This is a genomic window from Myxococcus sp. AM010 (assembly GCF_013372585.1).
Classification (GTDB): domain Bacteria; phylum Myxococcota; class Myxococcia; order Myxococcales; family Myxococcaceae; genus Myxococcus; species Myxococcus vastator.
Map to the genome: position 1 here is coordinate 1 of NZ_JABXEO010000096.1, position 23,187 is coordinate 23,187.

The following is a 23,187-nucleotide window of genomic DNA, read 5'->3' on the forward strand; positions in this document are numbered from 1 at the left end:
CCCCCACTCCCAGCCCCCGCAGGTGGTGCGCCCACTGGTTCGCCCGCGCCTCCAGCTCCCCGTACGTCAGCACCTCCTCCTCGCACCTCACCGCCGCGGCAGCCGGGCATCGGTCCACTTGCGCCTGGAAGCGCCCCAGCACCGAGGCCTCGTCCGCGAACGCCGTGCGCGTGTCGTTCCACGCCACGAGGACCTGGTGACGTTCGGCCTCCGAGCTCAAGGCCAGCGTGCCCAAGGCGCGCTCCGGACTCGCCGCGATCGCCTCCAACACGACGCGCAGCCGTTCGAGCTGCGCATCCGCGAAGGCCGCGGAGAACTGCTTCCGGTCGTAGCGCAGGTACAGCGGCAGCCGCGTCCCATTCGTCGAGATGAGCGTCAGCGGGAAATGGTCCGCCTCGACGGCCCGGATGTCCCGGACCTCCAAGGCCCGGGAGGCCGACGTGAGCGCGGCGTCCAGCGGGTAGTTCTCGAAGACGACCAGGGTCTCGAACAGCGGCGTCCCCGCGGGCACGCTGCTCCAGCGCTGGACCTTTACCAGCGGCGCGTGCTCGTGCTGACGCGCCTCCAACTGCAGCTCCTGGATGCCGCGCAGCCACGCCGACAGGGGCGCTTCGGGTGGCAGCCGGACACGCACGGGCTGGGTGTTGATGAACAACCCCACCATGTCCTCCACGCCCGCCAACCCTGGCGGACGCCCGGAGACGGTGGTGCCGAAGACGACGTCCTCCGTGCCACACAGATGGCCGAGCACCAGGGCCCAGGCCCCCTGCACCAGGGTATGCAACGTGAGGCCCTGCCGCCGGGCGAAGCCGGTCAACGCCGTGGTGAGCGGCTCCGACAGGAACAAGGATTGCGAGGCCTTCCCCGTCCCCTCACCGCTCCCGAGCACCTGCGGCGGATTCGTGGGCGCATCGACCCCTTCGAGCCCCTGACGCCAGAAGGACTCGGAGACCGCCAGGTCCTGCTCGCTCAGCCACTCGACATAGTCCCGGAAGGGTCTGGGTGGGGAGAGCCGGGCCGGCCGCCCCGAGAGCGCGCCCTCGTACAAGGTGAAGACGTCGCGGAGCACCAGCGGCACGGACCAGCCATCCAGGATCAGGTGCGAATGGCTGAACACGAAGCGGTGTGAGTCGTCGCCACACCGGAACAGCGCCAGCCGCACCAACGGCGCGGAGGAGAGGTCGAAGCCCTCGCGCCGGTCCTCCGCCAGGAAGGCCTCCAACCGCGACTCCCGGGCTTCGGCCGGCACGCCGCGCCAGTCCTCGACGCGCACGGGCAGGTCCACCTCATGGAGTACGACCTGCACCGGCTCGTCGACGTCATCCCAGACGAGCGCCGTGCGCAGCACGGGGTGCGCGGACACGACGCCATTCCAGGCCCGGGTGAAGGCGTCCAAATCCAGCCGGCCCCGCAGCTCGCAGACGAGCTGGTTGAAGTACAGGCCCCTCCCGGGCTCGGCGATGGCGTGGAACAACATGCCGCCCTGCAGCGGCGACAGGGGGTACAGGTCGTCGATGTTGTCGCTCATCGCGTCTTCTTTCCGAACCGTGCGGCCAGCTTGTCGAGCTGCGCCTGCTTCACCTTCGCGAGCGGGAAATCCGAGGGCGAATGGCCCCCCGCCTCCGGCGCGCGCGACGCCTCCACCAGCTCCCGGAGCCGGGCCAGGAAGCCCTCCGCCACGCGGCTCACCGTCTCGCGACGATGTACGGCCTCGCTGAAGGTCCAGATGGCCTCCAGCCGTCCGTCACGTACCGCGCTCGTCACGTCGAGCAGGTACGGCCGGCGCGCGCTCGGAGCCCGCTGATGCAACGCCTCGCCCTCCGGAGCGAGCACGAAGGGGGCCCCCGCGCCCACCGCGCCATCGACCTGTCCCAGGTGATTGAAGCCCACCTCCGCCAGCGGCAGCGCCGCCAGCGCCGCGTCCTTCGCGACGTAGCGGAGCAGGCCCCACCCCATGCCGTGCGAGGGCACGGCGCGCAGGCCCTCCTTCACCGCGCGAAGCGCCTCACCGGGCGTCTTCGTTGCGCGCAGGTCCAGCAGCGCGGGGAACACCCGGGTGAACCAGCCCACCGTGCGGGACACGTCCACGCCCGGCAGCACGTCTTCCCGTCCATGCCCCTCCACGTCCACCAGCGCGACCGCGCCACCCGACCACGCCATCAGCGCCTGGGCCAGCGCCGTCAGCAACGGCTCTTGAGGCTGCGTGTGCCACGCCTTCGGCACGTCGTGCAGCAAGGCCCGCGTGTGCTCGGCGTCCAGCGTCACGCGCACCATGCTCGCGGTGGCCTCCGTGTTGGCCCCACCCGCCAGGTCCACGGGGAGCCGCGGCGCCTCGCGCCACGGACGTTCGAGCCACCATGCCCGCTGCGCCGCCAGCGCCTCCGAGCGCGACAACGCCTCCAACCCCCGAGCCCACGCCTGGAACGACGTCGTCTTCGGCGGGAGCGCCACGGCCTCGCCCGCGGCGAGCTTCGCGTACACCGCCGCCAGGTCCTCCAGGAGGATGCGCCACGACACCGCGTCCACCACCAGATGGTGGACCGTCAGCATCAGCCGGGAAGGTCGTCCGGCGCCCCCCTCCAGCACCGCCACCTGGACCAGGGGCCCCTCCAACCGCAGGCTCTCTTGCGCCGCCTCGGCGTGCCGGAGCAGCGCCGCCGACTGTTCGGACTCAGGCACGGAGGACAGGTCCACGCGAGCCACCGTGACGGCCGCTCCTGGCGCGGAGGCGGACTGGTGCCAGCCCTCGTCACCGGGAGCGAAGCGCAGCCGGAGCGCGTCATGGTGTTCCAGCAGATGCCCCAGCGCCCGCTGCAACAACGCGGCGTCCAGCGGCGCCTTCGCCTCCAACAGCAGGGACATGTTCCAGTGGTGCGCATCCTCCAGCGCCAGCTCGAAGAACCAGTGCTGGATGGGGGTCAGCGCCACGGGCCCGGTGACGGGGCCCTGCTCGGCCTGCACCGCGAGGCGCGTCCCCGCGACCGCCGCGAGCCGCGCCACCGTCGGATTCTGGAACAACTGCTTCGGCGACAACTCGATGCCCGCCGCGCGCGCCCGGGTGACGATTTGCAGGCCCAGGATGGAATCACCGCCCAGCTCGAAGAAGTCGTCGTGGATGCCCACGCGCTCCACCGAGAGGACGTCGCGCCAGAGCGCCGCGAGGGTCTCCTCCACCTCCGAGCGCGGCGCCGCCACGGGCCCTTGCGCGTCCGCCGAGGGGCGCTCCGGCGCGGGCAACGCCCGGAAGTCCACCTTGCCGTGCCGGGTGCGAGGCAGCGCGCCGAGCGTGACGAACGCCGAGGGGACCATGTACGGCGGCAGCCGGGACATCAGCCACGCCTTCAAGGCCGCGGCGTCAGGCGCGCTGTCCGCGCCCTCCCGCGCGGGCACGACGTAGGCCACGAGGCGGCCAGGGCCACGCCCGTCCACACGCGCCATGACGGCCGCGTCCTTGACCTGGGGGCTCGCGAGCAGCGCGGCCTCCACTTCACCCGGCTCGATGCGGAAGCCCCGCACCTTCACCTGCCGGTCCACGCGGCCCACGAACTCCAACGCCCCGTCCGCGCGCCAGCGGGCCACGTCGCCCGTGCGGTACATGCGGGCGCCCGGACGTCCATCGAACGGGTCCTCCACGAAGCGCTCGGCCGTCAGCGCGGGCTGGCCCAGATACCCTCGCGCCACCCCCGCGCCGCCCACGTACACCTCGCCGGGAGCCCCCTGCGGCACCAGGTTGCGCCGCGAATCCAGCAGGTACACCCGCGCCCCCGGCACCGCGCGGCCAATGGGCACGTGGCCCGGTGCGTCCGCGCGAACCCGGTGCACCGTGCTCCAGATGGTGGCCTCCGTGGGACCGTACTCGTTGAACAAGGGGACCGCGGGCAGCGCGTCGTGATGCGCTCGCGTGAGCTCCACCGGACACGCCTCGCCGCCCACGCTCACCGCGCGCAGGCTCGGCAGGCCGCCCGGAGGCGCCGCCGCGAGCACCTGCCCATAGAGGGCGGGCACGGAGATGAAGTGCGTGACCTCCGAGCGCGCGACCCGCTCCGCCAACCTGCGTGGGTCCTCGCGCTCCTCCGCCTCCGGGTAGCGCAGCGTGCCGCCACCGAACAAGGACCACAGCAGGCCCGCCAGCGAGGCATCGAAGGTGAACGGCGCCAGGGACATGACCACGCCCGGCTCACCGTAGACCTCGTGCCGCGCGAGCGTCGCGGACACCAGTTGCCGGTGCTCCATCACCACACCCCGCGGCGTCCCCGTGGACCCCGACGTGTAGACGACACACGCCGCGTCGTCCGCGGACGGGGCGTTGGGCGGCGCCTCCAGGCTGGCGGGCACGGAGTCCAGGTGGAGGACCTCCGTCCCCTCGCGCGTGGGCACCCGGGCGCGTGAAGCCTCCGTGGTGAGCACTCCGCTGGCTCGCGTCTCCGCGAGCAGCCCCGCGAGGCGCTCCATCGGGTGGTCCAGGTCGAGCACGACGGCCGCCGCCCCCGCGCGCATCACGCCGAGCAGCCCCACGACCACTTCCGAGGGATGTGCCAGCGCGAGCGCCACGATGGCACCCTGTCCCACGCCTCGCGCCGACAGGTACCCGGCGATGCGCCCCGACCGTCCGGCCAGCTCGCGATACGTCAGCGCCTGGTGGCCGTCCTCCACCGCCACCCGGTCCGGCGTGCGCGCCACCTGCGCCAGGAAGCGCGCCGGGACGCTGTCCGCCGCCGCGACGCCAGGCAGCGGCGAGGCGTTCCACTCCACCAGCAACCGTTGGCGCTCGGCCCCGGTCAGCAGCTCGAGCTGTGACAGCCGCAGCTCCGGCGCCGCCGCCACCGCCTCCAACACGCGGAGCAGCTGCCCCGCGAGCCGCGCGATGGTGTCCGCGTCGAAGAGGTCCGTGTTGTATTCGATGCCGCCGCTCAGGCCCGCTGGCGTCTCCGCGAGCTCCAGGGTCAGGTCCAGCTTGGTGGCCCCCGTGTGGACGGGACGGCCGCGAAGCTGGAGCCCCGCCAGCGACAGCTCCGGCGTGGGCGTGTTGTGGAGCACCAGCATCGTCTGGAAGATGGGCGTATGGCTGAGGTCGCGCGGGACGTGCAGCGCCTCCACCAGCTTCTCGAAGGGCACCTCCTGGTGGGCGAAGCTCTCCAGCGCGGTCCGGCGCACGCGGCCCACCAGCTCCGCGAAGGCCGGGTCGCCAGCCAGGTCCGCACGCAGGGCGATGGAGTTGATGAAGCACCCCATCAACGGCTCGACCTCCGGGCGGTTCCGGCCGGCCACCGGCGTGCCCACCGCGAAGTCCTCCTGCCCCGAGTACGCGTGGAGCAAGGCCTGCCACGCGGCCATCAGCACCATGAAGGGCGTAGCCCCCACCCGCCGGCCCACGGAGGCCAGGGCCTCCGTCAACGGGCGCGGGATGGTGACGGCGCGCCGCTCGCCCTCGTAGGTCTGCACCGCGGGACGAGGCCTGTCCGTTGGAAGCTGGAGCACGGGCACGTCCGTCAACACGTCGCGCCACCAGTCCTGTTCGGACTTCAGCGCGGGGCCCTTCATCCACTCGAGCTGCCAGACGGAATAGTCCGCGTACTGCACGGGCAACGCCGGCAGCGCCGCGGGCTGGCCCGTCTTCGCGGCCTCGTACAAGCGGGCCACCTCGTGCACCATCACACCCGCGGACCAGCCGTCCGAGATGATGTGATGGAGCGTGAGCAGCAGGACGTGCTCGGTGTCGCCCCGCCGGAGCAACACCGCCCGGAGCAGCGGCCCCTGCTCCAGGTCGAAGGGACGGCGCGCCTCTTCACGCGCCCAGCTCGCGACGACGTCCTCGCTCGCCCCCTCCGCCACGAGCAAGGGCATGGGAACCTCCAACGTTGGCGCGATGACCTGCACCGCGTCCGCGCCCACCTGGGCGAAGGTGGTCCGGAGCGCCTCGTGCCGGGCCACCACCGCATTGAACGCCTGGGTCAGCGCCGCCACGTCGAGCGCGCCGCTCAGCACGAACGCGACGGCGTTGTTGTAGGCGACGTTGCCCGGCTCCAACCGGTCCATGTACCAGAGCCGCTGCTGTGAGAACGACAGCGGCAGCGGCCGGTCTCGCGACACCACGGGGATGGGCGGCGGCCCCTGCCGTGCCTTCGCGGCGGCGCCCGGCATGACGGCGGCCTTCGGCGGAGCGGGACGGCGCGTGGGGGTGGGCACGGCGGGCAGCAGCTCCAGCGTCCCATCCGCCCGGCGCCGGGCCCTGCGCCCGGTGACCAGACGGCGCACGCCTTCCCGCGCGGTGGGGAGGACTCGCAACGCGGAGCGCTCCGGCGCGTTCCAGAAGCCCCCGGGCACACCGGCGCCCTCCACCATCAACTCCCCCACCACGCCCAGGGGGACGGGCTGACCGCGCCCGTCCACCACGCTCCAGGCCGTGCCGGCTGGAGCCTCCGTGCCCATCGCCCAGGCTCCGGGCCCCAGGGCCTCGTGGCGGTGCGCGACGCGCCCCGGGAGCAGCCGCTCCAGCGACGCCGCCACGTCCGGCGCGGCGTCCTCCAGCAGCACCTGACGAACGGGACGCAGCGCCGCCTCCGCGCCGGGGAGCGCCAGCAGCGACCGCGCGAGCGCCGCCGTGCAGTGCAGGTGCGTGACCTCCGCCTCCCGCACGAGCGACAACAAGGCCGTCGCCGCGTCGGGCCCTTCCCTCAACTGAGGCACCGGCACCGCGAGGCCTGGCTCCGGCGAATGACGGGCTCGCAGCCCCTCCAGGTGACGCAGCCCCTCCAGGGTCGCGTCCACCTCCACGCCGAAGTCCACGAGGCAGGCGATCTCGTCCACGTCGAGCCGCCGCACGCGCTCCACCACGGGGCCGCAGCTCTCGGGGGTGCCAAAGAGGCCGCCGTCGTCCATGTAGCGTTCGACGCCGTGGCTCAGCAGCGCGTCCATGTCCCCGGGCGTCAGTGAGCGCGGGTCCACCTGAAGGCCCTGGCTGGCCACGAAGCCCGCGAGGATGTCCACCGAGCCGCGGAAGTAGTCGAGCAGCGGCTGTCGCACCCGCTCGCGCACCACGGACGGGTCGTCGCCCAGGTACGCGTGCATCATCAGGCTCACGTGCCCCCGGCCCGGATGACCGTGCTGGCGCCACGCGTCCCGGTACAACGCCACCTTGGAGGCCAGGTCATCCAACTGCTGGCCCATCAAGTTGGTGAGCACGTAGGCCCCCAGCTCTCCGGCCAGGCGGAACGTCTCCGGACTTCCGGCGGCGGTGAGCCAGACAGGCAACGACTTCTGCACGGGCCGAGGCCGCAGCGACAGCGCCACCTCCTCCCCGTTCCCGTTGCGCCGGAGCACCGTGCCCCCGCCCCACAGCGTCCGCACGTCTTCGATGCCGCGCAGGAGGACCTCCTTCCTGCGCGCATAGCGGTCCGGCGCGAACACGAAGTCATTCACGTGCCAGCCGGAGGCGAAGGACACGCCGACGCGGCCCTCGGACAGGTTGTCCAGCACGGCCCACTCCTCGGCGACGAGGACGGGGTCATGCAGCGGGAGCACCACGCTGCCCGCGCGAATGCCCAGGCGCTCCGTCACCGTCGCCACGCCCGCGCCCACCACCGCCGGCCGGGGATAGAGCCCACCGAACGAATGGAAGTGCCGCTCCGGCGTCCACACCGCCGAGAAGCCATGCGCGTCCGCGAACTTCGCGGCCTCCAGCAGCAGCCGGTACTTGCGCCCGCCCAGCGAGTCCTCGTCGTTGGCGAAGAAGGACAGGCTGAAGTCCATGGGCCGCCGCGAGCCGCCAGCGCCCGAGCCGCCCCACGCGAAGCGCGCGCGCTCCGCTGGCAGCACCCCGCGCAGCCCGCGCGTCAGGGCCCACAGCAGCTCCAGGCCCGTCCCCGGCTCGGTGGGCGCCTCCGCCGCGAGCCAGACGCCCCCTTCCGGCGCGCCCCCCGCGTCCAACCGCGCGAACAACGCCGCGACCGTGCCGTGCGTGTGGATGGCGTGAAGCCGCTCGCCCCCAGGCCCGCGCAGGGGCTCCAGGCAGACCCGCTCGGAAGGAGGCTCGGAGACGGGCTCGGAGCCGGGCTCGGCCCCCGCCTGGGACGCGGGCTCCGAGGCCTCTGGAGCCGCGAGCACCTCATCGACGTGGAGGACGCGCGCCCCGTCGAGCGGTGCGCTCGTGCGGACGTTCGCGCGCGTCAGCAGCAACGGAGCGGGCGCGCCCGGCGGTGCGAACGCGGACAGCTCACGGAGCCGAGGCACCGGCAACAGCACATAGGCCGCGCCCACCTCCAGGACCGCCCACAGCGCGACCACCTGCTCCACCGACGCGTCCAGGCACACCGCCACCAGGGCGTCGGGGCCCACGCCTCGCGCCTTCAGCTCGGACGCGAGCCGCCCTGCTCCCGCGCGCAACGCTCCCCACGTGACGGCCCGCCCATCCGCCGCCGTCAGCGCGACGGCGGACGCGGCCTTCGCCGCGCGCTCCCGCAGCAGCGACGCCAAGGGCACGGGCGCGGAGAGGCGGCTGTCCGCCAGCGACGGGGCGCGCGGTGATGGCGGCGCCTCCAGTGGCAGCTCGGACACGGGCAGGTCGGGGTCCGCCACCGCGGCTTCGAGCAGGGTGGTCCAGTGCGCCATCAACCGCTCCACGGTCGCCCGCTCGAAGCGTTCGTCCGCGTAGTCCACGGTGCCAGCGAAGCCGTGCGCGTGCTCGCCCAGGGAGATGGACAGGTTCGACAGGACCGCGCCGAACTGCGGTGGCCCGTTCTCCAGCTCCACCAGACTCATCAGCAGGCCGGGCAGCTCCACGTTGGGCTCGAAGCGGGTGTGCAGGACGAGCAACGTGTCGAAGACGCGCTCGCGGCCCGTGTCCTTCCGCGGCTCGATTTCCCGCACCAGCTCTTCGTACGGGACATCCGGATGCGCGTAGGCCTCCAGCATCACGTCCCGGACTCGCGTCAGCAGCTCGCGGAACGGCGGGGCTCCGGACAGGTCCGTCCGAAGCGGGACGGCGTGCGCCACGTAGCCCATCAGCGGCTCCAGCTCCGGCCGGCTGCGGTTGCCAATGGGGGTCCCCACGACGATGTCGTCCTGGCCCGACCAGCGCGACAGCAGCGCCTTCCACGACGCCAGCAGCACCATGAACGGGGTGATGCCCTCACGCTGCGCCAGGGCCTGGACCGACTCCGACAGCGCGCGGGAGAACCCCACGTTCAACCGCTGGCCCCGCAGCGCGGGCCCCTCGCCCGGGGCACGGTCCACCGGCAGCGCCAGGGGCCCCGGGAGCGACACCAGCCGCTCGCGCCACGCCGCGGCCTGCGCGGCGAAGGCCCCCTCTCTCAGCGCCCGTCGCTGCCAGGCCGCATAATCCGCGTACTGCACGGCCAGGGCGGGCAACGCGACGGGCTGCCCCCGCTTGAAGGCGCTGTAGTGCGCCCCCAGCTCCTTGCCGAGCACCACCAGTGACCACGTGTCACACACCACGTGATGCACCGTGACGGCGAGCAGGTGCTCTTCCGGGGACAGCCGCCAGAGGCGCGCGCGGACCACGGGCCCGCGCTCCAGGTCGAAGGGACGCGCCACCTCGTCATGGACGCGCTGCTCCCAGCCCTCTGCCGCCAGCGGTTCCACTGCCAGCGGCAGCTTCACCTCCGGCGCGATGCGGAGGACCGTCGCGCCCTGGACGCGCGGATAGGAGGTGCGCAGCGCCTCGTGACGGCGCACCACCGCCTCCAGGCTCCGCTCCATGAGCGCCACGTCCAGCGCCCCGCGCAGCCGCAGCACCACGTACATGTTGAGCGCCGGGTTGCCCGGCAGCGCCTGCTCCAACGCGCAGACGCGCTCCTGCACCACGGACAGGGGCAACACGCCGTCACGCGCGATACGCGCCAGCGGCGGCAGCGCGGCCTCCCCCGTCACCGCGCCCGCCGAGCCCATCCGCGCCTGGATGCGCGCGGACACCCCGGCCACCGTGGGCGCCTCGAACACGTCGCTCAGGGGGAGCTGCACCGGGAACGCCTCGCGCAGCCGCGTCAGCATCTGCGCGGCCATCAACGAGTTGCCCCCCAGCTCCAGGAAGTCGTCGTGGATGCCAAAGTCCGCGCGACCCAACCGCTCGCGCCAGATGGCCAGCACCTGCCGCTCCACGTCCGTCCGGGGCCCCGCGGCGTCAGGCGGTCCTTCCTCATGGACCGCCGCCACGTCGGCGGGAGGGGGCGGCACCTCACGAGGCACCGGTGGGCTGACGAGCACGGGCGCGGGCGCGGTGCCCATGGATTGGCGCTGGAAGGGATAGACAGGCAGCGGCAACTTCCGGCGCTGCTCGTGCGCGTAGACCTGGCTCCAATCGAGCGCCCATCCCTGCTCCCACAACGCGCCCAGCGCCGCCATCAGCGCCGCATGCGGGCTCGACGTCGACCCCGCCCGCGGCAGCGACGCCACGGCCCGGCCCGCGTGTCCGCGCAAGCCCAGCTTCGCCAGGGCCGTGAGCGCCTGGTCCGGCCCCACTTCGAGGAACACCGTGCAGCCGTCCGCTTGGAGCGTCTCCAGTCCATCCGCGAAGCGCACCGGCGCCCGCATCTGCCGGACCCAGTAGGCCGGGTCCGTCGCCTCGTCCGCGCGGATCCACGTCCCGGTGACGCTGGACACGTAGGGGCGCTGGGGCGCGGACAAGCGCAGCCCGGAGACGACCTGGCGCAGGTCCTCCATCAGCGGCTCCACCGCCGCGGAATGGAACGCATGGGCCGCGGGCAGGCGCAGCACGCCCACCCCCCGTGTCGTGAGCTCGCGCTCCAGGGCCTCGACCTCCGGCGTGGGGCCGGAGACCACGCAGCGCTCCGCCCCATTCACCGCGGCCAGCGACAACGCCCCCGTCAGCAAGGGGCGGATGACGGCCTCGGAGCACCCCACCGCCGTCATGCTGCCCGCCGGCATGCGCGCCATCAGCCGGCCACGCGCCGCCGCCAGGGCCAGCGCGTCCTCCAGGGGCAGCACGCCCGCGAGGCACGCCGCCACGTACTCACCGAAGCTGTGCCCCAGCAGCGCATGGGGCTTCACGCCCCACGACTCCCACTGGCGCGCGAGCGCGTACTCCACCGAGAACAGCGCGGGCAGCGCGCAGCCCGGGTCCGCCAGCAGCGCCTTCGCGGCGTCCTCGCCTCCTGGCGCGGGGAACAACACCGCGCGCACCGACGCCTCCAGCCGCGGCCCCAGCTCCCGCAGGCAGGTCTCCAGCGCTTCGCGGTACGCGGGCTCCGCGGCGTGAAGCGCTCGCCCCATGCCCACGGACTGCGCGCCCTGTCCCGGCAGCAGGAACGCCACGCGCGCATCGCGCGCCGCCGCGACGTCCTCCACCACGCGCCCCTGCCCCGGCGCCCACAGCGCGGCCACCAGCGCCTCGCGGTCGCCCGCCACCACGGCCCTCCGGTGCTCGAAGGCGCGGCGGCCCGTGTTGCGGGTGAAGGCCACGTCCGGCAACGACACCTCGCCGGGCGCGCGCTCCAGCCAGTCCGCCAGCTCCCGCGCCGTGGACGCCAACGCCTCGGCCGTTCGAGCCGACAGCGTCACCACCTGCGTGGGGCGCGAGCGCTCCTGGGTCCGAGCGGTCAGCGGCGCCTCTTCCAGCACCACGTGGGCGTTCGTCCCCCCAATGCCGAACGAGCTGACGCCCGCGCGCCGGGGCACGTCGCCCCGAGGCCAGGGCCGGAGCGCGTCCACGACGAAGAACGGACTGCCCGCGAAGTCGATGGCCGGATTGGGGCGCTCGAAGTGGAGGCTGGCCGGCAGCGCCTCGTGCTTCAGGGCCAGCACCGCCTTGATGAGCCCCGCGAGCCCCGCCGCCGTGTCCAGGTGGCCCACGTTCGTCTTCACCGAGCCCAGGCCGCAGTACCCCGTCGCGTCCGTATGACGGCGGAACGCCCGCGTCAGCGCCGCCACCTCGATGGGGTCCCCCAGCGCCGTACCCGTCCCGTGCGCCTCCACGTAGCCGATGTCCCGCGCCTCCAGTCCCGCGTAGGCCAGGGCCTCACTGATGACGTCCGCCTGCCCCTCCACGCTCGGCGCCGTGTAGCCGACCTTCGCGGCGCCATCGTTGTTGATGGCCGATCCCTTGATGACGGCATGGATGGTGTCGCCATCCCGCAGCGCGTCCGCCAAGGGCTTGAGCACCACCACCGCCGCGCCATTGCCCGGCACCGTTCCGGCCGCGCGTGCGTCGAACGCCCGGCAGTGGCCGTCCGGGGAGAGAATCATCCCCTCCTGGAACAGGTAGCCCGACCGCTGTGGCAGTGACAGCCGCACCGCGCCCGCCAGCGCCACGTCCGACTGGCGCATCAGCAGGCTCTGACACGCCATGTGCACGGCCACCAGGCCCGTGGAGCACGCGGTGTAGACGGACAGGCTCTCGCCGCGCAGGCCCAGCTTGAAGGACGCCTTCGTCGCGAGGTTCTCCCCCGTCGTGCCCAGCAACTCGTAGAGCGACGCGGGGTCCAGGGCGCCCTGCCCCAACAACCCCAACGTGTGCAGCGAGGCGCCCGCCCCCGCGTAGAGCGACACCTTCCCGTCGAAGCGTTCGGGGTCGAGCGCGGCGTCCTCCAGCGCGGCCCACGCACACTCCAGGAACACGCGCTGCTGCGGATCCATCCACTGCGCCTCGCGCGGCGCCACGCCGAAGAAGGCCGCGTCGAAGTGGTCTCCGCCTTCCAGCTCCGAGGCCACCGGCACGAAGTCCGGGTGGCCACGCACCAGCGCGGGGACCAGGGGCGAAGGCTCCAGTGACTCCGAAGACAGGCGGGTGATGGACTCCACGCCGTCGCGCAGGTTCCCCCAGAACGCGTCCACGTCGCGGGCCCCTGGAAAGCGGACCGCCATGCCGATGATCGCGATGTCGTTGCCCATCCCCGTGCTGTCTCCGCCCGTCATGTCGTGGTCAGCCATTGCCTCGAGGGTTCCTTCCTCCGCGACGCTGGAGGACCTGTCGCCGGGCCTCCGCGCGCGTCTGGTGTTTCTCGTCGGACGTCGGCCCTGGAGACGACTCGGACGCCAGGCGCCGGGCCAGGGAGTGGACGGTGGGGTGTTCGAAGAGATGGGTGATGGGCACGTCCTGGCCCAACGTCTCACGCAGCCGCGCGCACGTCCGCACCGCCGCCAGCGAGCTGCCGCCGAGGTCGTCGAAGAAGTGCGAGTGCACCCCCACCGAGGGCAGCCCCAGGGCCTCCGCCCAGGCCTTCGCGAGGGACTCCTCCAGCGGCGTGCGCGGCGCGCTCTCCGCCGTCACGGTTCGCACCGGGGCGGGCAGCGCGCGTGCGTCCACCTTGCCGCCGGTCGTCATCGGCAACGCCTCCAGGGAGATGAGGTCCACCGGGACGAGCTGCTCCGGGAGCCGGGCACGCAGGCGCGCGCGGACCTCGCCCGGTGGCAGCGGCGCTCCGGGGCCCGGCACCACGTAGGCCACCAGCCGCGCCTCCCCGCCAGCGGGCGGCGACCACACGCGCACGTGCGCCTGCCGCATCCCCGCCAGCTCCCGGAGGGCCACCTCCACCTCGCCCGGTTCGATGCGGAAGCCGCGCAGCTTGAGCTGGACATCCACGCGCCCCAGGAATTCGAGCCGCCCGTCCGGCGACCACCGCACCCGGTCCCCCGTGCGGTAGAGCCGCGCGCCGGGCGCGCCGCCATACGGGTCCGGAACGAAGCGCTCGGCCGTGAGGCCCGGCTGGCCCAGGTAGCCGCGCGCCACGCCCTCCCCGCCCACGAACAATTCGCCCGCCACACCCACCGGCACGGGGCGCAGGGCCGCGTCCAGCACGTACGTGTCGACGTGCGCCATGGGCACGCCGATGCCCGGCGCCAAATCACCCGGAGGGCTCCACTCCCAGGTCGCGCAGACCGTCACCTCCGTGGGCCCGTACCCGTTGATGAAGGTGCGGCCCGGCCCGAAGCGCGTCACCAGCTCGCGCGGGCACACGTCGCCGCCAACGATGAGCACCGCCAGGTCCGGCAGGGGCGCATCGGGCAGCAACGCGACCACGGATGGAGGCAGCAGCGCGGAGGTGATGCGCTCATCGCGCAGCACCCGGTACAGCGCGTCTCCCGCGAGCACCTCTCCCGCTGGCGCCACGTGCAGCGCGGCCCCCGTGGTGAGCGCCATCAAGTAGTCCCACACGGACATGTCGAAGGCGGGCGACGCGTGCTGGAGCACCCGGGTGCCGGGGCCGGGCCGCAGCGCCAGGGAGGACCGGGCCAGGTGCGCCATTGACTGGTGGGTGACGACCACGCCCTTGGGACGCCCGGTGCTCCCGGAGGTGTAGATGACATACGCGGCGGCCTCGCGCGGCCACGCGGCGCCCGTCTCCGCGGCGGAGGCCCTGGGCGTCGCGTCCAGCACCTCCTGCGTGCCGTGCGACTCCCAGGACAGGACCTCGACGCCTTCGGGGACCGCCAGACGCCGGGCCAGACTCGCGTGGGACAGCAGCACCCGGGCGCCACTGTCCCGCAGCATCCACTCCAGGCGCTCCGCGGGAGACGTGGGGTCGAGCGGCACCACCACGCCCCCCGCCGCGAGCACGGCGAGGAAGGCCACGACGGACTCGGGCCCGCCTCGTGACAGCAGCACGCCGACCCGCGCCTCCCGCGCCACGCCGTGTCGCCGCAGCCGCGCCGCCAACCGCCCCGCCCACGCGTCCAGCGCCGCGTAGGACCAACGGGCCGGACCCGCGACCAGCGCGACCGCGTCCGGCGTCTCCGCGGCCCACGCGCCGAACCGCGCGAGCAGCCCAGGCGGCTCCACGCGCCCGGACGCGGCCTGGGCTTCCCCAGGAACGCGGGCCGCCCCACGCCCCTGGGACAGCACGCGGTCGCGCTCGGCGACGTCCAGCAGGGGCAGGTCCCCCACGTGCGCGTGCGGCGCCAACGAGGCGGCGGCGAACAGCGCCCCCAGGTGGCGCGCCATCCGCGCCGCGGCGTCCGCATCGAAGAGGTCCGAGCAGTACTCCAGGCTGGCCGCGAAGCCCCCCTCCACCTCGGCCATCATCAGCGAGAGGTCGAAGGCGGAGGCGAGGTGCCGCAGGGGAACGGCCTCGACGTCCAGCTCGCCCACCCGCGCTCGAGCGCCCTCCACGCCCAGCGCCAGACCGCCCAGCGCCTCGCGTCCCGGACGGCCGGACTGCAAGGCGAACATCGCCTGGAAGACAGGCGCGCGCGAGGCGTCTCGCCGCGGCTGCAGCTGCTCGACGAGCCGCGCGAAGGGCAGCGCCTGATGGTCCAGTGCGTCCAGGACCGTGGCGCGGACGTGGGCCAGCAGCGCGGTGAAGGACTGTGTCCGCGGCACGCGCGCGCGCAGCGCCACCGGGTTGACGAAGTACCCCATCTGCCGTGACAGGTCCGCGCGAGGCCGGCCCGCGGTGGGCGTTCCCACGACGAGGTCCTCCTGGCCGGTGTAGCGGCTCAGGAACGCGAGATAGCCCGCCAGCAGCGCCATGAAGGGCGTCGCGCCCTGGTCGCGCGCCAGCGCCTTGAGCCGCGTGGCCGTCTCCGGCGGCACGGTGAAGGTGACGGTGGCGCCACGGAAGGACTGGAGCCGCGGACGCGGGCGCGACGTGGGCAGCTCCAACACCGGCAGCTCACCGCCCAGCCGCTCGCGCCACCAGGCCACCATCGCATCTCCTCTCGCGCCCTCCAGGCTGGCTTCCAGCGCCTGAAGGACGGGCGACGCGGACGGAGGAGGTGGCGGCAACGACGCGGCCGTCCCCTGGACCTCCGCCGCGTACAGCGCCCCCAGCTCTCCGGCGAGCACCTCCAGCGACCAGAAGTCGGTGACGAGGTGGTGCATGACGAGCAGCAGCACGTCCCCACGCGGCGCTCCGGTGAACAGGTGCACACGCAGCAGGGGGCCGCGTTCGAGGTCGAACGCGCGGTGCGACTCCGCGTCGAGCCGCTCACGCAACGCGGACTCCGCCCACGCGGCCGCGGCTTCGCGCACCAGCGCGGGGACGGACTCGCTCTCCCGACGCGCCGGCGCCCCCTGCTCCTCCGGGAACGCGGCGCGCAACGTGGGGTGACGGGACACCAGCGCCGAGAAGGCGCGGTCCAGCGCGGCGGAGTCGACGGGCGTGAGGAACCGCACCGCCCGAGCCACGTGGTAGGCGGTGCTCCCAGGCGCCATGCGCTGGAGGAACCAGAGCGCGCGCTGCCCCAGCGGCACGAACGACGCCGCGGACGCGGGCGAGGCCGTGAGGACCGGCGACGCGTCGGCCGCGGCCCGAGATACCCACTCCGCCACTTCACGCAAGCTCGGGCCTTGGAGCAGGAAGGCCACCGGCGGACTGACCCCCCAGCCGGCCTCCACCGCATGCACCACCTCGAGCGCTCGGAGCGAATCGAGCCCATGACCAGAGAGCGGCGCGTCGACGTCCACGGCGCGCGCGTCCGCGCCCAGCAGCGCCGCCACCTCGCGGCTCAGCGCGGGGAGCACCTCGGCGGCTGAGCGCCACGGCGCGACGGAGTCAGGCGCGGCCTCACTGGGCGAGGCGCCCATTCGCGAGGGCTCGACACGCCCGGTGGGCAACGCCTCCCGCCAGGCGAGGACGACGTCCAGCGTCCCCGCCAGGAAGGCCTCGCGCGTGGCACGCCGTTGCACCTTGCCGCTGGAGGTCTTGGGGAGGGAGCCCGCGGAGATGAGCACCACCGCGGACGCGGCCAGGCCATGCTCCTCGGACAAGGCCGCGCGGATGCGCGTGACGACCTCAGCCACCGCGCCGTCGGCCGCCACCTTCGCGGCCACCTCCTGGACGAGCACCAACCGCTCCTCACCCGCCTCTTCCACGAGGAACGCGGCGCCACAGCCAGGACGCACGCCGGGGTGACAGCGCTCCGCGGACTGCTCCAGGTCCTGCGGATAGTGGTTGCGCCCCCGAAGCACCAGCACGTCCTTCGCGCGGCCCGTGACGAAGACCTCGCCGTCCTCGATGACGCCCAGGTCCCCCGTGCGCAGGTATGGACCTTCTCCCGAGTCCGCGAGCCGCCCGTGAAACGTGCGCTCCGTCTCCTCCGGCCGCTGCCAGTATCCATCCGCGACGCTGGGGCCCCGCACCCACAGCTCGCCCACGCGGCCCGGCGGACACGGGCGGCGCGTCACCGGGTCCACCACCCGCACGTCCTGGTCGCCCAGCACCTGGCCACAGCCCACCAGCACGGCCTCCGCGGACTCGGCCTCGGGGGCTCGCGCTTCACCCCGCAGCAAGCCCTCCCGTGAGAAGCGCCGCACCACCGGGGCCGCCGCGCGCACGCCGCCCGACACGATGAGCGTCCCCTCCGCCAGGCCATAGCAGGGGTAGAACGCCTCACGCCGGAAGCCCGCGGGCGCGAACGCCTCCGCGAAGCGCTCCAGCGTGTCCGCGCGCACCGGCTCCGCGCCGCAGAAGGCCGACTCCCAGCGGCTCAAGTCCAACGCGGCCCGCTGCGCGGGCGTGCTCTTCCGGACGCACAGGTCGAACGCGAAGTTGGGCGCGCCGCACACCGAGCCCCCGTAGCGCGACACGGCCTCCAGCCAGCCCATGGGCCGCTGGAGGAACGACAGCGGTGGCAACAGCACCATGGGGAAGTCGCGGTACAGCGGCTGGAGGAGCCCGCCAATCAGCCCCATGTCGTGGTACGGCGGCAACCAGAGGACGCCCACCGCGTTCGGGCTCGCGTCGAAGCCGCGGGCGATCAGCCACGAGTTGTGCAGCAGGTGGCGGTGCCGCAGCACCACGCCTCGCGGCGTCCCCGTCGAACCCGACGTGTACTGGAGGAACGCCACCGACTCGCCGCTCAGGGCCGGTGCGCGCCAGGCCGCGGCCTCCGCCGGGGCCACCGTGTCCGTGGCCAACCAGCGGAGCGCGCGCAAATCCGGCGCGCCTTCCGTCAGCGGCTCCACCATGTCCGCGATGCCGGACGTCGTCAGCGCCACCCGCGCGCCACAGTCCGCCACCAGGGACTGGAGCCTCGGCAAGGTGCGGCCGAGCCGCATCGGGTCCGGTGGATAGGCCGGTACGGCCACCACGCCCGCGTAGAGGCACCCCAGGAAGCCGAACGCGTACTCGCGGCCCGGTGGATACAGCAGCAACGCACGATCGCCGGGCGCCAGGTGCCGTTGCAGCAGCGCGGCCACGGCCCGTGCCCCCACATCCAACTCCGCGTACGTGAGGACGCTTTCGCCTTCATCCTCCAAAAACGTGTAAATCCAGTCCTCGGGCTGCGCCGCCGCCCGGGTCCGGCACACGTCCACCAGGGTGGCATCTCCCGGGCGAGCAGCCTCGGAGGCGTACTGGGAGCGAATCGGAAGGTGCATGTCGTCGGAGTCCCGTTGCCTGACTGGAAGACGCCAGCCGGAACACCAAGGCGCACACCCCTCCCCTGAAATACGAGGGGCACCCCACGGCGATCCGTTCAGCGCCCCCTCGGATTCGTCGGTTATGTACCGGATTCCGAGAAGCCGGGAAAGCCCTAGCGCGCTATGACGGACGCCTCCTGTGTTGGAGCAGCGAGGACGCCACGAAATGAAATATACAAACCTTGGCCGCACGGGCCTGCGCGTGTCTCGACTCGGACTGGGCTGCATGAGCTACGGCACGCCCAAGTGGCGCCCCTGGGTGCTGGACGAAGAGGCCGCGCAGCCGTTCTTCCGGCGGGCGGTGGAGCTTGGCATCAACTTCTTCGACACCGCGGACATGTATTCACTGGGCGCCAGTGAGGAAATCACCGGCCGGGCCCTGCGCCGCTACGCGCGCATGGACGAGGTGGTGCTGGCCACCAAGGTCTACTTCCCCATGGGGGACGGGCAGAACATGCGGGGCCTGTCGCGCAAGCACATCGTCCAGGGCTGCGAGGCCAGCCTGAAGCGGCTGGGCGTGGAGGCCATCGACCTCTACCAGATTCACCGGATGGACCCGCACACGCCGCTGGAGGAGACGCTGGCCGCCTTGGATCAGCTCGTGCGCCAGGGCAAGGTGCGCTACCTGGGCGCGTCCTCCGCGTATGCGTGGCAGTTCGCGCGGGCGCTGGGGGTCGCGGACCTGCGCGGCTGGACACGCTTCGTGTCCATGCAGGGCCACTACAACCTCGTCTACCGCGAGGAGGAGCGGGAGATGCTGCCCCTGTGCGAAGCCGAGGGCATTGGCGTCATCCCCTGGTCGCCGCTGGCGCGTGGCCTGCTCGCGGGCTCGCGCAAGTCGCTGAAGGACAGGGACGCCACGACGCGGGCGAAGTCGGACACGCTGTCCCCCATGCTCTATGACCAGGCCGGTGACTGGGACGTGGCGGAGGCGAACCGGAGCGTCGCGGAGAAGCGCAACGTGCATCCCGCGCAGACGGCCCTGGCCTGGCTCCTCTCGCGCCCCGCGGTGACGGCGCCCATCATCGGCGCCACGAAGCTGGAGCACCTGGAGGATGCCGTGCGCGCGGTGGACCTCAAGCTGACGTCCGACGAGGTGAAGGCCCTGGAGGCCCCCTACCAGCCTCACGCCGTGCGCGGACTCTGAGCGCGCCGCAGCCACGCCGCCGCCGACCGGAGGTCCGCTTCGAAGTGGATGCGCGCCTCCGCCCGCGCACGGCCCTCTGGAAGCCGGAGCACCGCTTCGGGGTCATACGTGGCCATCCAGCCCTCCGCCCACCGCGTGTCCAACAGCTGCCCCCGGCTCAGGTGCATTCGGAACGCCACCCCCAGGAAGGCCTGCGCCGCCGCGGGCCCCAGCGCGATGATGAGCCGCGGGCGGACCTCCGCCACCACGGCCTCCAGCCCATGACGGCAGGTGCGCCCTTCCCCCCGCGCCGTCGGAGGGAGCCCCCCACGCCGCGAGCGGCATCCGTCCCCGCACGGCCGCACCACCTGACGACTGGAGCGCGTGAGCCCCGCGCGTCCCAACACGACCTCCAGGAGCGCGCCCGCGGCCCCCGCGAAAGGCGGCTCCGCGCCGTCCACGGGTGAAGCCCCCACCAGCAGCAAGGACGTGCGCTCCGCGTCCGCCCGTGGGCGCGAATGGGACGCCGCCAGCGCCACCGGGGCGCGTGCCCACTCCGGCAGCGCCCCGCCTTCCTCGAAGGTCAGCCGCTCCCCGTCCCAATGCGCCCAGGTCCCTGGCGTGAACAGGCTCCAGGAGAAGGCCGGGAAGCGGCGCACGAGGAACGGCGCCACGTCCCGGACGATGAGGTGTTCGGGCCGGTACCACGCGACATGGTGTTCGCGCCCGTCCCGCCACACCCGGCGGAAGCGCACGGCCGCCACCAGGGCCTGCGAGTCCCGCCGCACCGCGTGCTCCAGCCACCGCAGCCGCCGCACGTCCGCGTCGTCGTGGCACTCCAGCAGCGACGGTTCCCCATGGGTCAGCCGCCACAGCACGCGGTACAGCAGCCCCCAGCGCGCAGGCTCACGGTGGCACACCACCTTCTGCGCCAGTCCCACGAAGTCCCGAGGCACCCCGGACGCGGCGCGCCCCCAGGCCTCCCAGCGCGCGGCCTCCAGCCACGTTCCCTGGCGTCCCCGCGTCTCCTCGAAGCGCACCCGCTCTGGAGGTTCGCCCCGCGCCAGCAGCCCCCGCGCCACCACCCGGAAGGACGCCAGGTCCGGCGCCACGAGGACGCGCGTCATCCCACCGTCCCGGTGTCCGGCCGCGAGCCGTTCCCCCCGCGCGCCCCGGACCTGCGACCCCCGGGCACCACCGACAGGCCTCAACTCCTGATGGACGTCCATCCGGGCACTCCTACCTGCCCGGTCTGACATCCGCCTCCCCGCCCACGACGTCCTGTCGGCCCCCGGAGGCTCACGGGTCGCGCGCCAGCGCGTCCACCTGCTCCTGGACCTTCACCGCGTCGGTGAAGAAGTCATCCATGGGCTCGGTGCCCACCAGCCGGAAGGCCGGTGGCAGGAGCGACCGGCGGAAGCCCAGCTCCGTGCTGAAGGACTCGTTGCCCAGCCATTCATCCGCCCGCGACAGCGCGCCAAACGACAGCGTGACGACGGCGATGACCCGCATGAGCCGCCCCGGCTCCCAGCGCGTCACGTAGCGCAGGTGCCAGTAGAGCCCCCAGGCCATCAGCGCCAGGAAGGCGACGTGGTGGGCCCAGGACAGGTTGCCGCCCACGCCCAGGCTGAAGCCCACCAACGTGAGCAGCGGCTGGATGACGACGGAGCCCAGCAACACCAGCGCGGCCACGGTGGCGTGCGTGCGGTAGTGGAACTGGCGCCGGGCGATGCGGCTCGCCACCGACCAGCCCCCCGCCCACAGGAAGGTGACGCCCAGCGGCACCACCAGCGCCACCGTCAGCTCGCCCCAGTCCGTGCGCCCGTAGTTGGCCAGGTAGCCCTCCAGCAGGCTGGCGCCCAGCAGGGCCTGCAGGGCCAGTGAGAAGTAGCGGGGCTGCTCGAACACGCGCGGCCTGGGCGCGGTGGGCGCCGCCGCCACGACGGTCTTCTCCACCGTGTGGCCGCGCGCGCGGAAGCGCAGCACCGTGTCCCCCACCGACACGCGGGTCTCCGTGGCCAGCTCCAGTTCGGCCAGCTGTGCCCAGGGCTCCACGCGGTAGGTGCCGTTCTGGCTGCCCACGTCGCGCAGCACCAGCGTGCCGTCCTCGCGGCGCTCGATGCGCAGGTGTTCGGCGGAGACCTTCGGGTCGTCCAGGATGACGTCGTTGCCGTACCCCCGGCCGACATTCACGGGGAAGCGCTCCAGGCGGTGACGGGCCTGGACGGAGTCCCCTTCCAGCACCTCCAGGAAGATTACTTCGTCCACGACAGCCCCTCCAGGTAGCGGCGCGCCAGCTTGCGGCCATTGTCCGCGGTGAAGCCGGCCAGCGTGAGCGACGTGTCCACCCCGCTGGTGCTGGCGTTGAGCGTGGCCGCGCGCAGCACCAGGTCATAGAGGCCGGGGAACTTCCGGTAGGCGCGCATGCACAGCGCGGCCCGGACGGGCAGGCCCGCCACGTCCACGAACTCCGACTGGCAGCGGTAGTTGGTGACGTCCTGCCGCGTGGCCGCCACCACGTCAGGGTCCTGCGAGAAGAGCGCGCTGTAGAGCGCGGAGAAGCGCAGCGCCCCCAGCTTCTGGCTGGTGGCGTGTTGATGCAGGAAGGCCACCACGCCCGTCCGGTGGCGCGAGGACACGAAGATGTCCTCCTCCGACGAGCACTGGTAGTTGGTCACCGTGTACGGCACCTCGGGGTCATGCGGCGTGTCCCCCCAGCACTTGAGGAACGTGCCCCAGCGCCCCGGCACGCGGTAGCTGCCCAGCGTCTGCCGCGGCAGGGGCGCGGCCAGCAGCCGTTCGGTGACGCGCTGCTGGTTGTCCAGGAGCTGCGCGCGCACGGTGTCCAGCAGCGCCTGCGCGCCGGAGTCCCTGGCTTCCAGCGCGCGGGCCAGCAGCTCGCGCGCGTGTTTCACCGGCACCAGGAAGCCCACCTGGTTGCCCATGGTCGCCACGTTGACGCCCACCACGCGGCCCTCGCCCGTGAGCGTCGGACCGCCGCTCATGCCCGGGTTGATGGCCCCGCTGAAGTGCAGCCGCTCATAGAGCGCGTCGTGGATGAAGCCGTTGTACGTCCCCTCCACGATGGTGGTGCCCAGGTCACGCGGATTGCCCATGGCGAACAGGCGCGCGCCCTGCGGCGGCTCGCGGTCGTCCAGGTCGAAGAAGCTCTGCACCGGGGTGGCCGTCTGGATGATGGCCAGGTCGTGCACCACGTCCACGTCCACCAGGCGCACCGGGACGGGCTCCCCGCCGCCCTTCAGGACCAGCTCCGCCGTGTAGTCCTCCGGGTGGATGACCACGTCGGAGACCACGTGGTAGTTCGTCACCGCGTGCCCGGCGGCCGACACGAAGAAGGCCGAGCCGATGGACGAGCGCGTGCCGGAGCGCCGCTCGATGATGCGCACCTGCGCGACCTGTCCCTCGATGCGCTGGAACAGCTCGTGCGTGGCGGGTGGCAACGCGCTCAAGGGCAGGGTGGGCGCGGCTTCGGGTGTGCCAGGTGCGGGAGGCGGGCTCGGCTCCGCCGGAGCCACTGGCGACTGCGTGAGCACCGCTGCGAGGATGAAGGCGAACATGGATGCGGCGCACCCTACCCCACCGCGCGCTCCGACGGACGTCCAGCGGCATGTCCCGCGCCGGGCAGGCGGCCGGGCGGTCCGTCCACCCACCGACGCGGGCCTGCGCCGCCGGTCCATGGTCGCACCGCGCACGGGGTCCCCATCTT

General features: G+C 73.2%; 7 protein-coding genes. 1 reads left to right on the forward strand and 6 read right to left on the reverse strand.

The window, feature by feature from the left end; all coding sequences use genetic code 11:
- From HV826_RS31070 to HV826_RS31080, 3 genes are all read right to left on the reverse strand, one after another.
- A partial coding sequence (locus tag HV826_RS31070) for a condensation domain-containing protein (RefSeq protein ID WP_255217504.1) occupies positions 1-1,528 on the reverse strand: 1,528 nt, incomplete at its 3' end.
- Positions 1,525-12,903, reverse strand: coding sequence for a non-ribosomal peptide synthetase/type I polyketide synthase (locus tag HV826_RS31075; protein ID WP_176420685.1), 11,379 nt, complete (start codon positions 12,901-12,903; stop codon positions 1,525-1,527). The genes HV826_RS31075 and HV826_RS31070, both read right to left, overlap by 4 nt.
- Positions 12,896-18,292 carry a non-ribosomal peptide synthetase gene (locus HV826_RS31080; RefSeq protein WP_176420686.1) on the reverse strand — a complete coding sequence of 1,799 codons (5,397 nt, stop codon included), beginning with the start codon at positions 18,290-18,292 and terminating at the stop codon, positions 12,896-12,898. The genes HV826_RS31075 and HV826_RS31080 overlap by 8 nt, the downstream gene beginning before the upstream one ends.
- Positions 18,293-18,500: 208 nt before the next feature.
- On the opposite strand from HV826_RS31080, the gene HV826_RS31085 reads away from it, so the two are divergent.
- A complete protein-coding gene (locus tag HV826_RS31085) occupies positions 18,501-19,481 on the forward strand; it encodes an aldo/keto reductase (protein WP_176420687.1) in 981 nt (326 codons plus the stop codon).
- On the opposite strand, the gene HV826_RS31090 is transcribed toward HV826_RS31085, so the two are convergent.
- The 3 genes from HV826_RS31090 to HV826_RS31100 all read right to left on the reverse strand — a co-directional run bounded on the left by HV826_RS31090 (position 19,460) and on the right by HV826_RS31100 (position 23,038).
- The gene (locus HV826_RS31090) at positions 19,460-20,587 is read right to left on the reverse strand and encodes a DUF4130 domain-containing protein (protein ID WP_255217505.1); all 1,128 of its coding nucleotides are present in this window, start codon (positions 20,585-20,587) and stop codon (positions 19,460-19,462) included. The two genes, HV826_RS31085 and HV826_RS31090, sit on opposite strands and share 22 nt — an antisense overlap.
- A gap of 172 nt (positions 20,588-20,759) precedes the next feature.
- The gene (locus tag HV826_RS31095; protein ID WP_176420689.1) at positions 20,760-21,728 is read right to left on the reverse strand and encodes an FHA domain-containing protein; all 969 of its coding nucleotides are present in this window, start codon (positions 21,726-21,728) and stop codon (positions 20,760-20,762) included.
- The gene (locus HV826_RS31100; RefSeq protein ID WP_176420690.1) at positions 21,716-23,038 is read right to left on the reverse strand and encodes a S1C family serine protease; all 1,323 of its coding nucleotides are present in this window, start codon (positions 23,036-23,038) and stop codon (positions 21,716-21,718) included. The genes HV826_RS31095 and HV826_RS31100 overlap by 13 nt, the downstream gene beginning before the upstream one ends.
- Positions 23,039-23,187 lie beyond the last annotated feature (149 nt).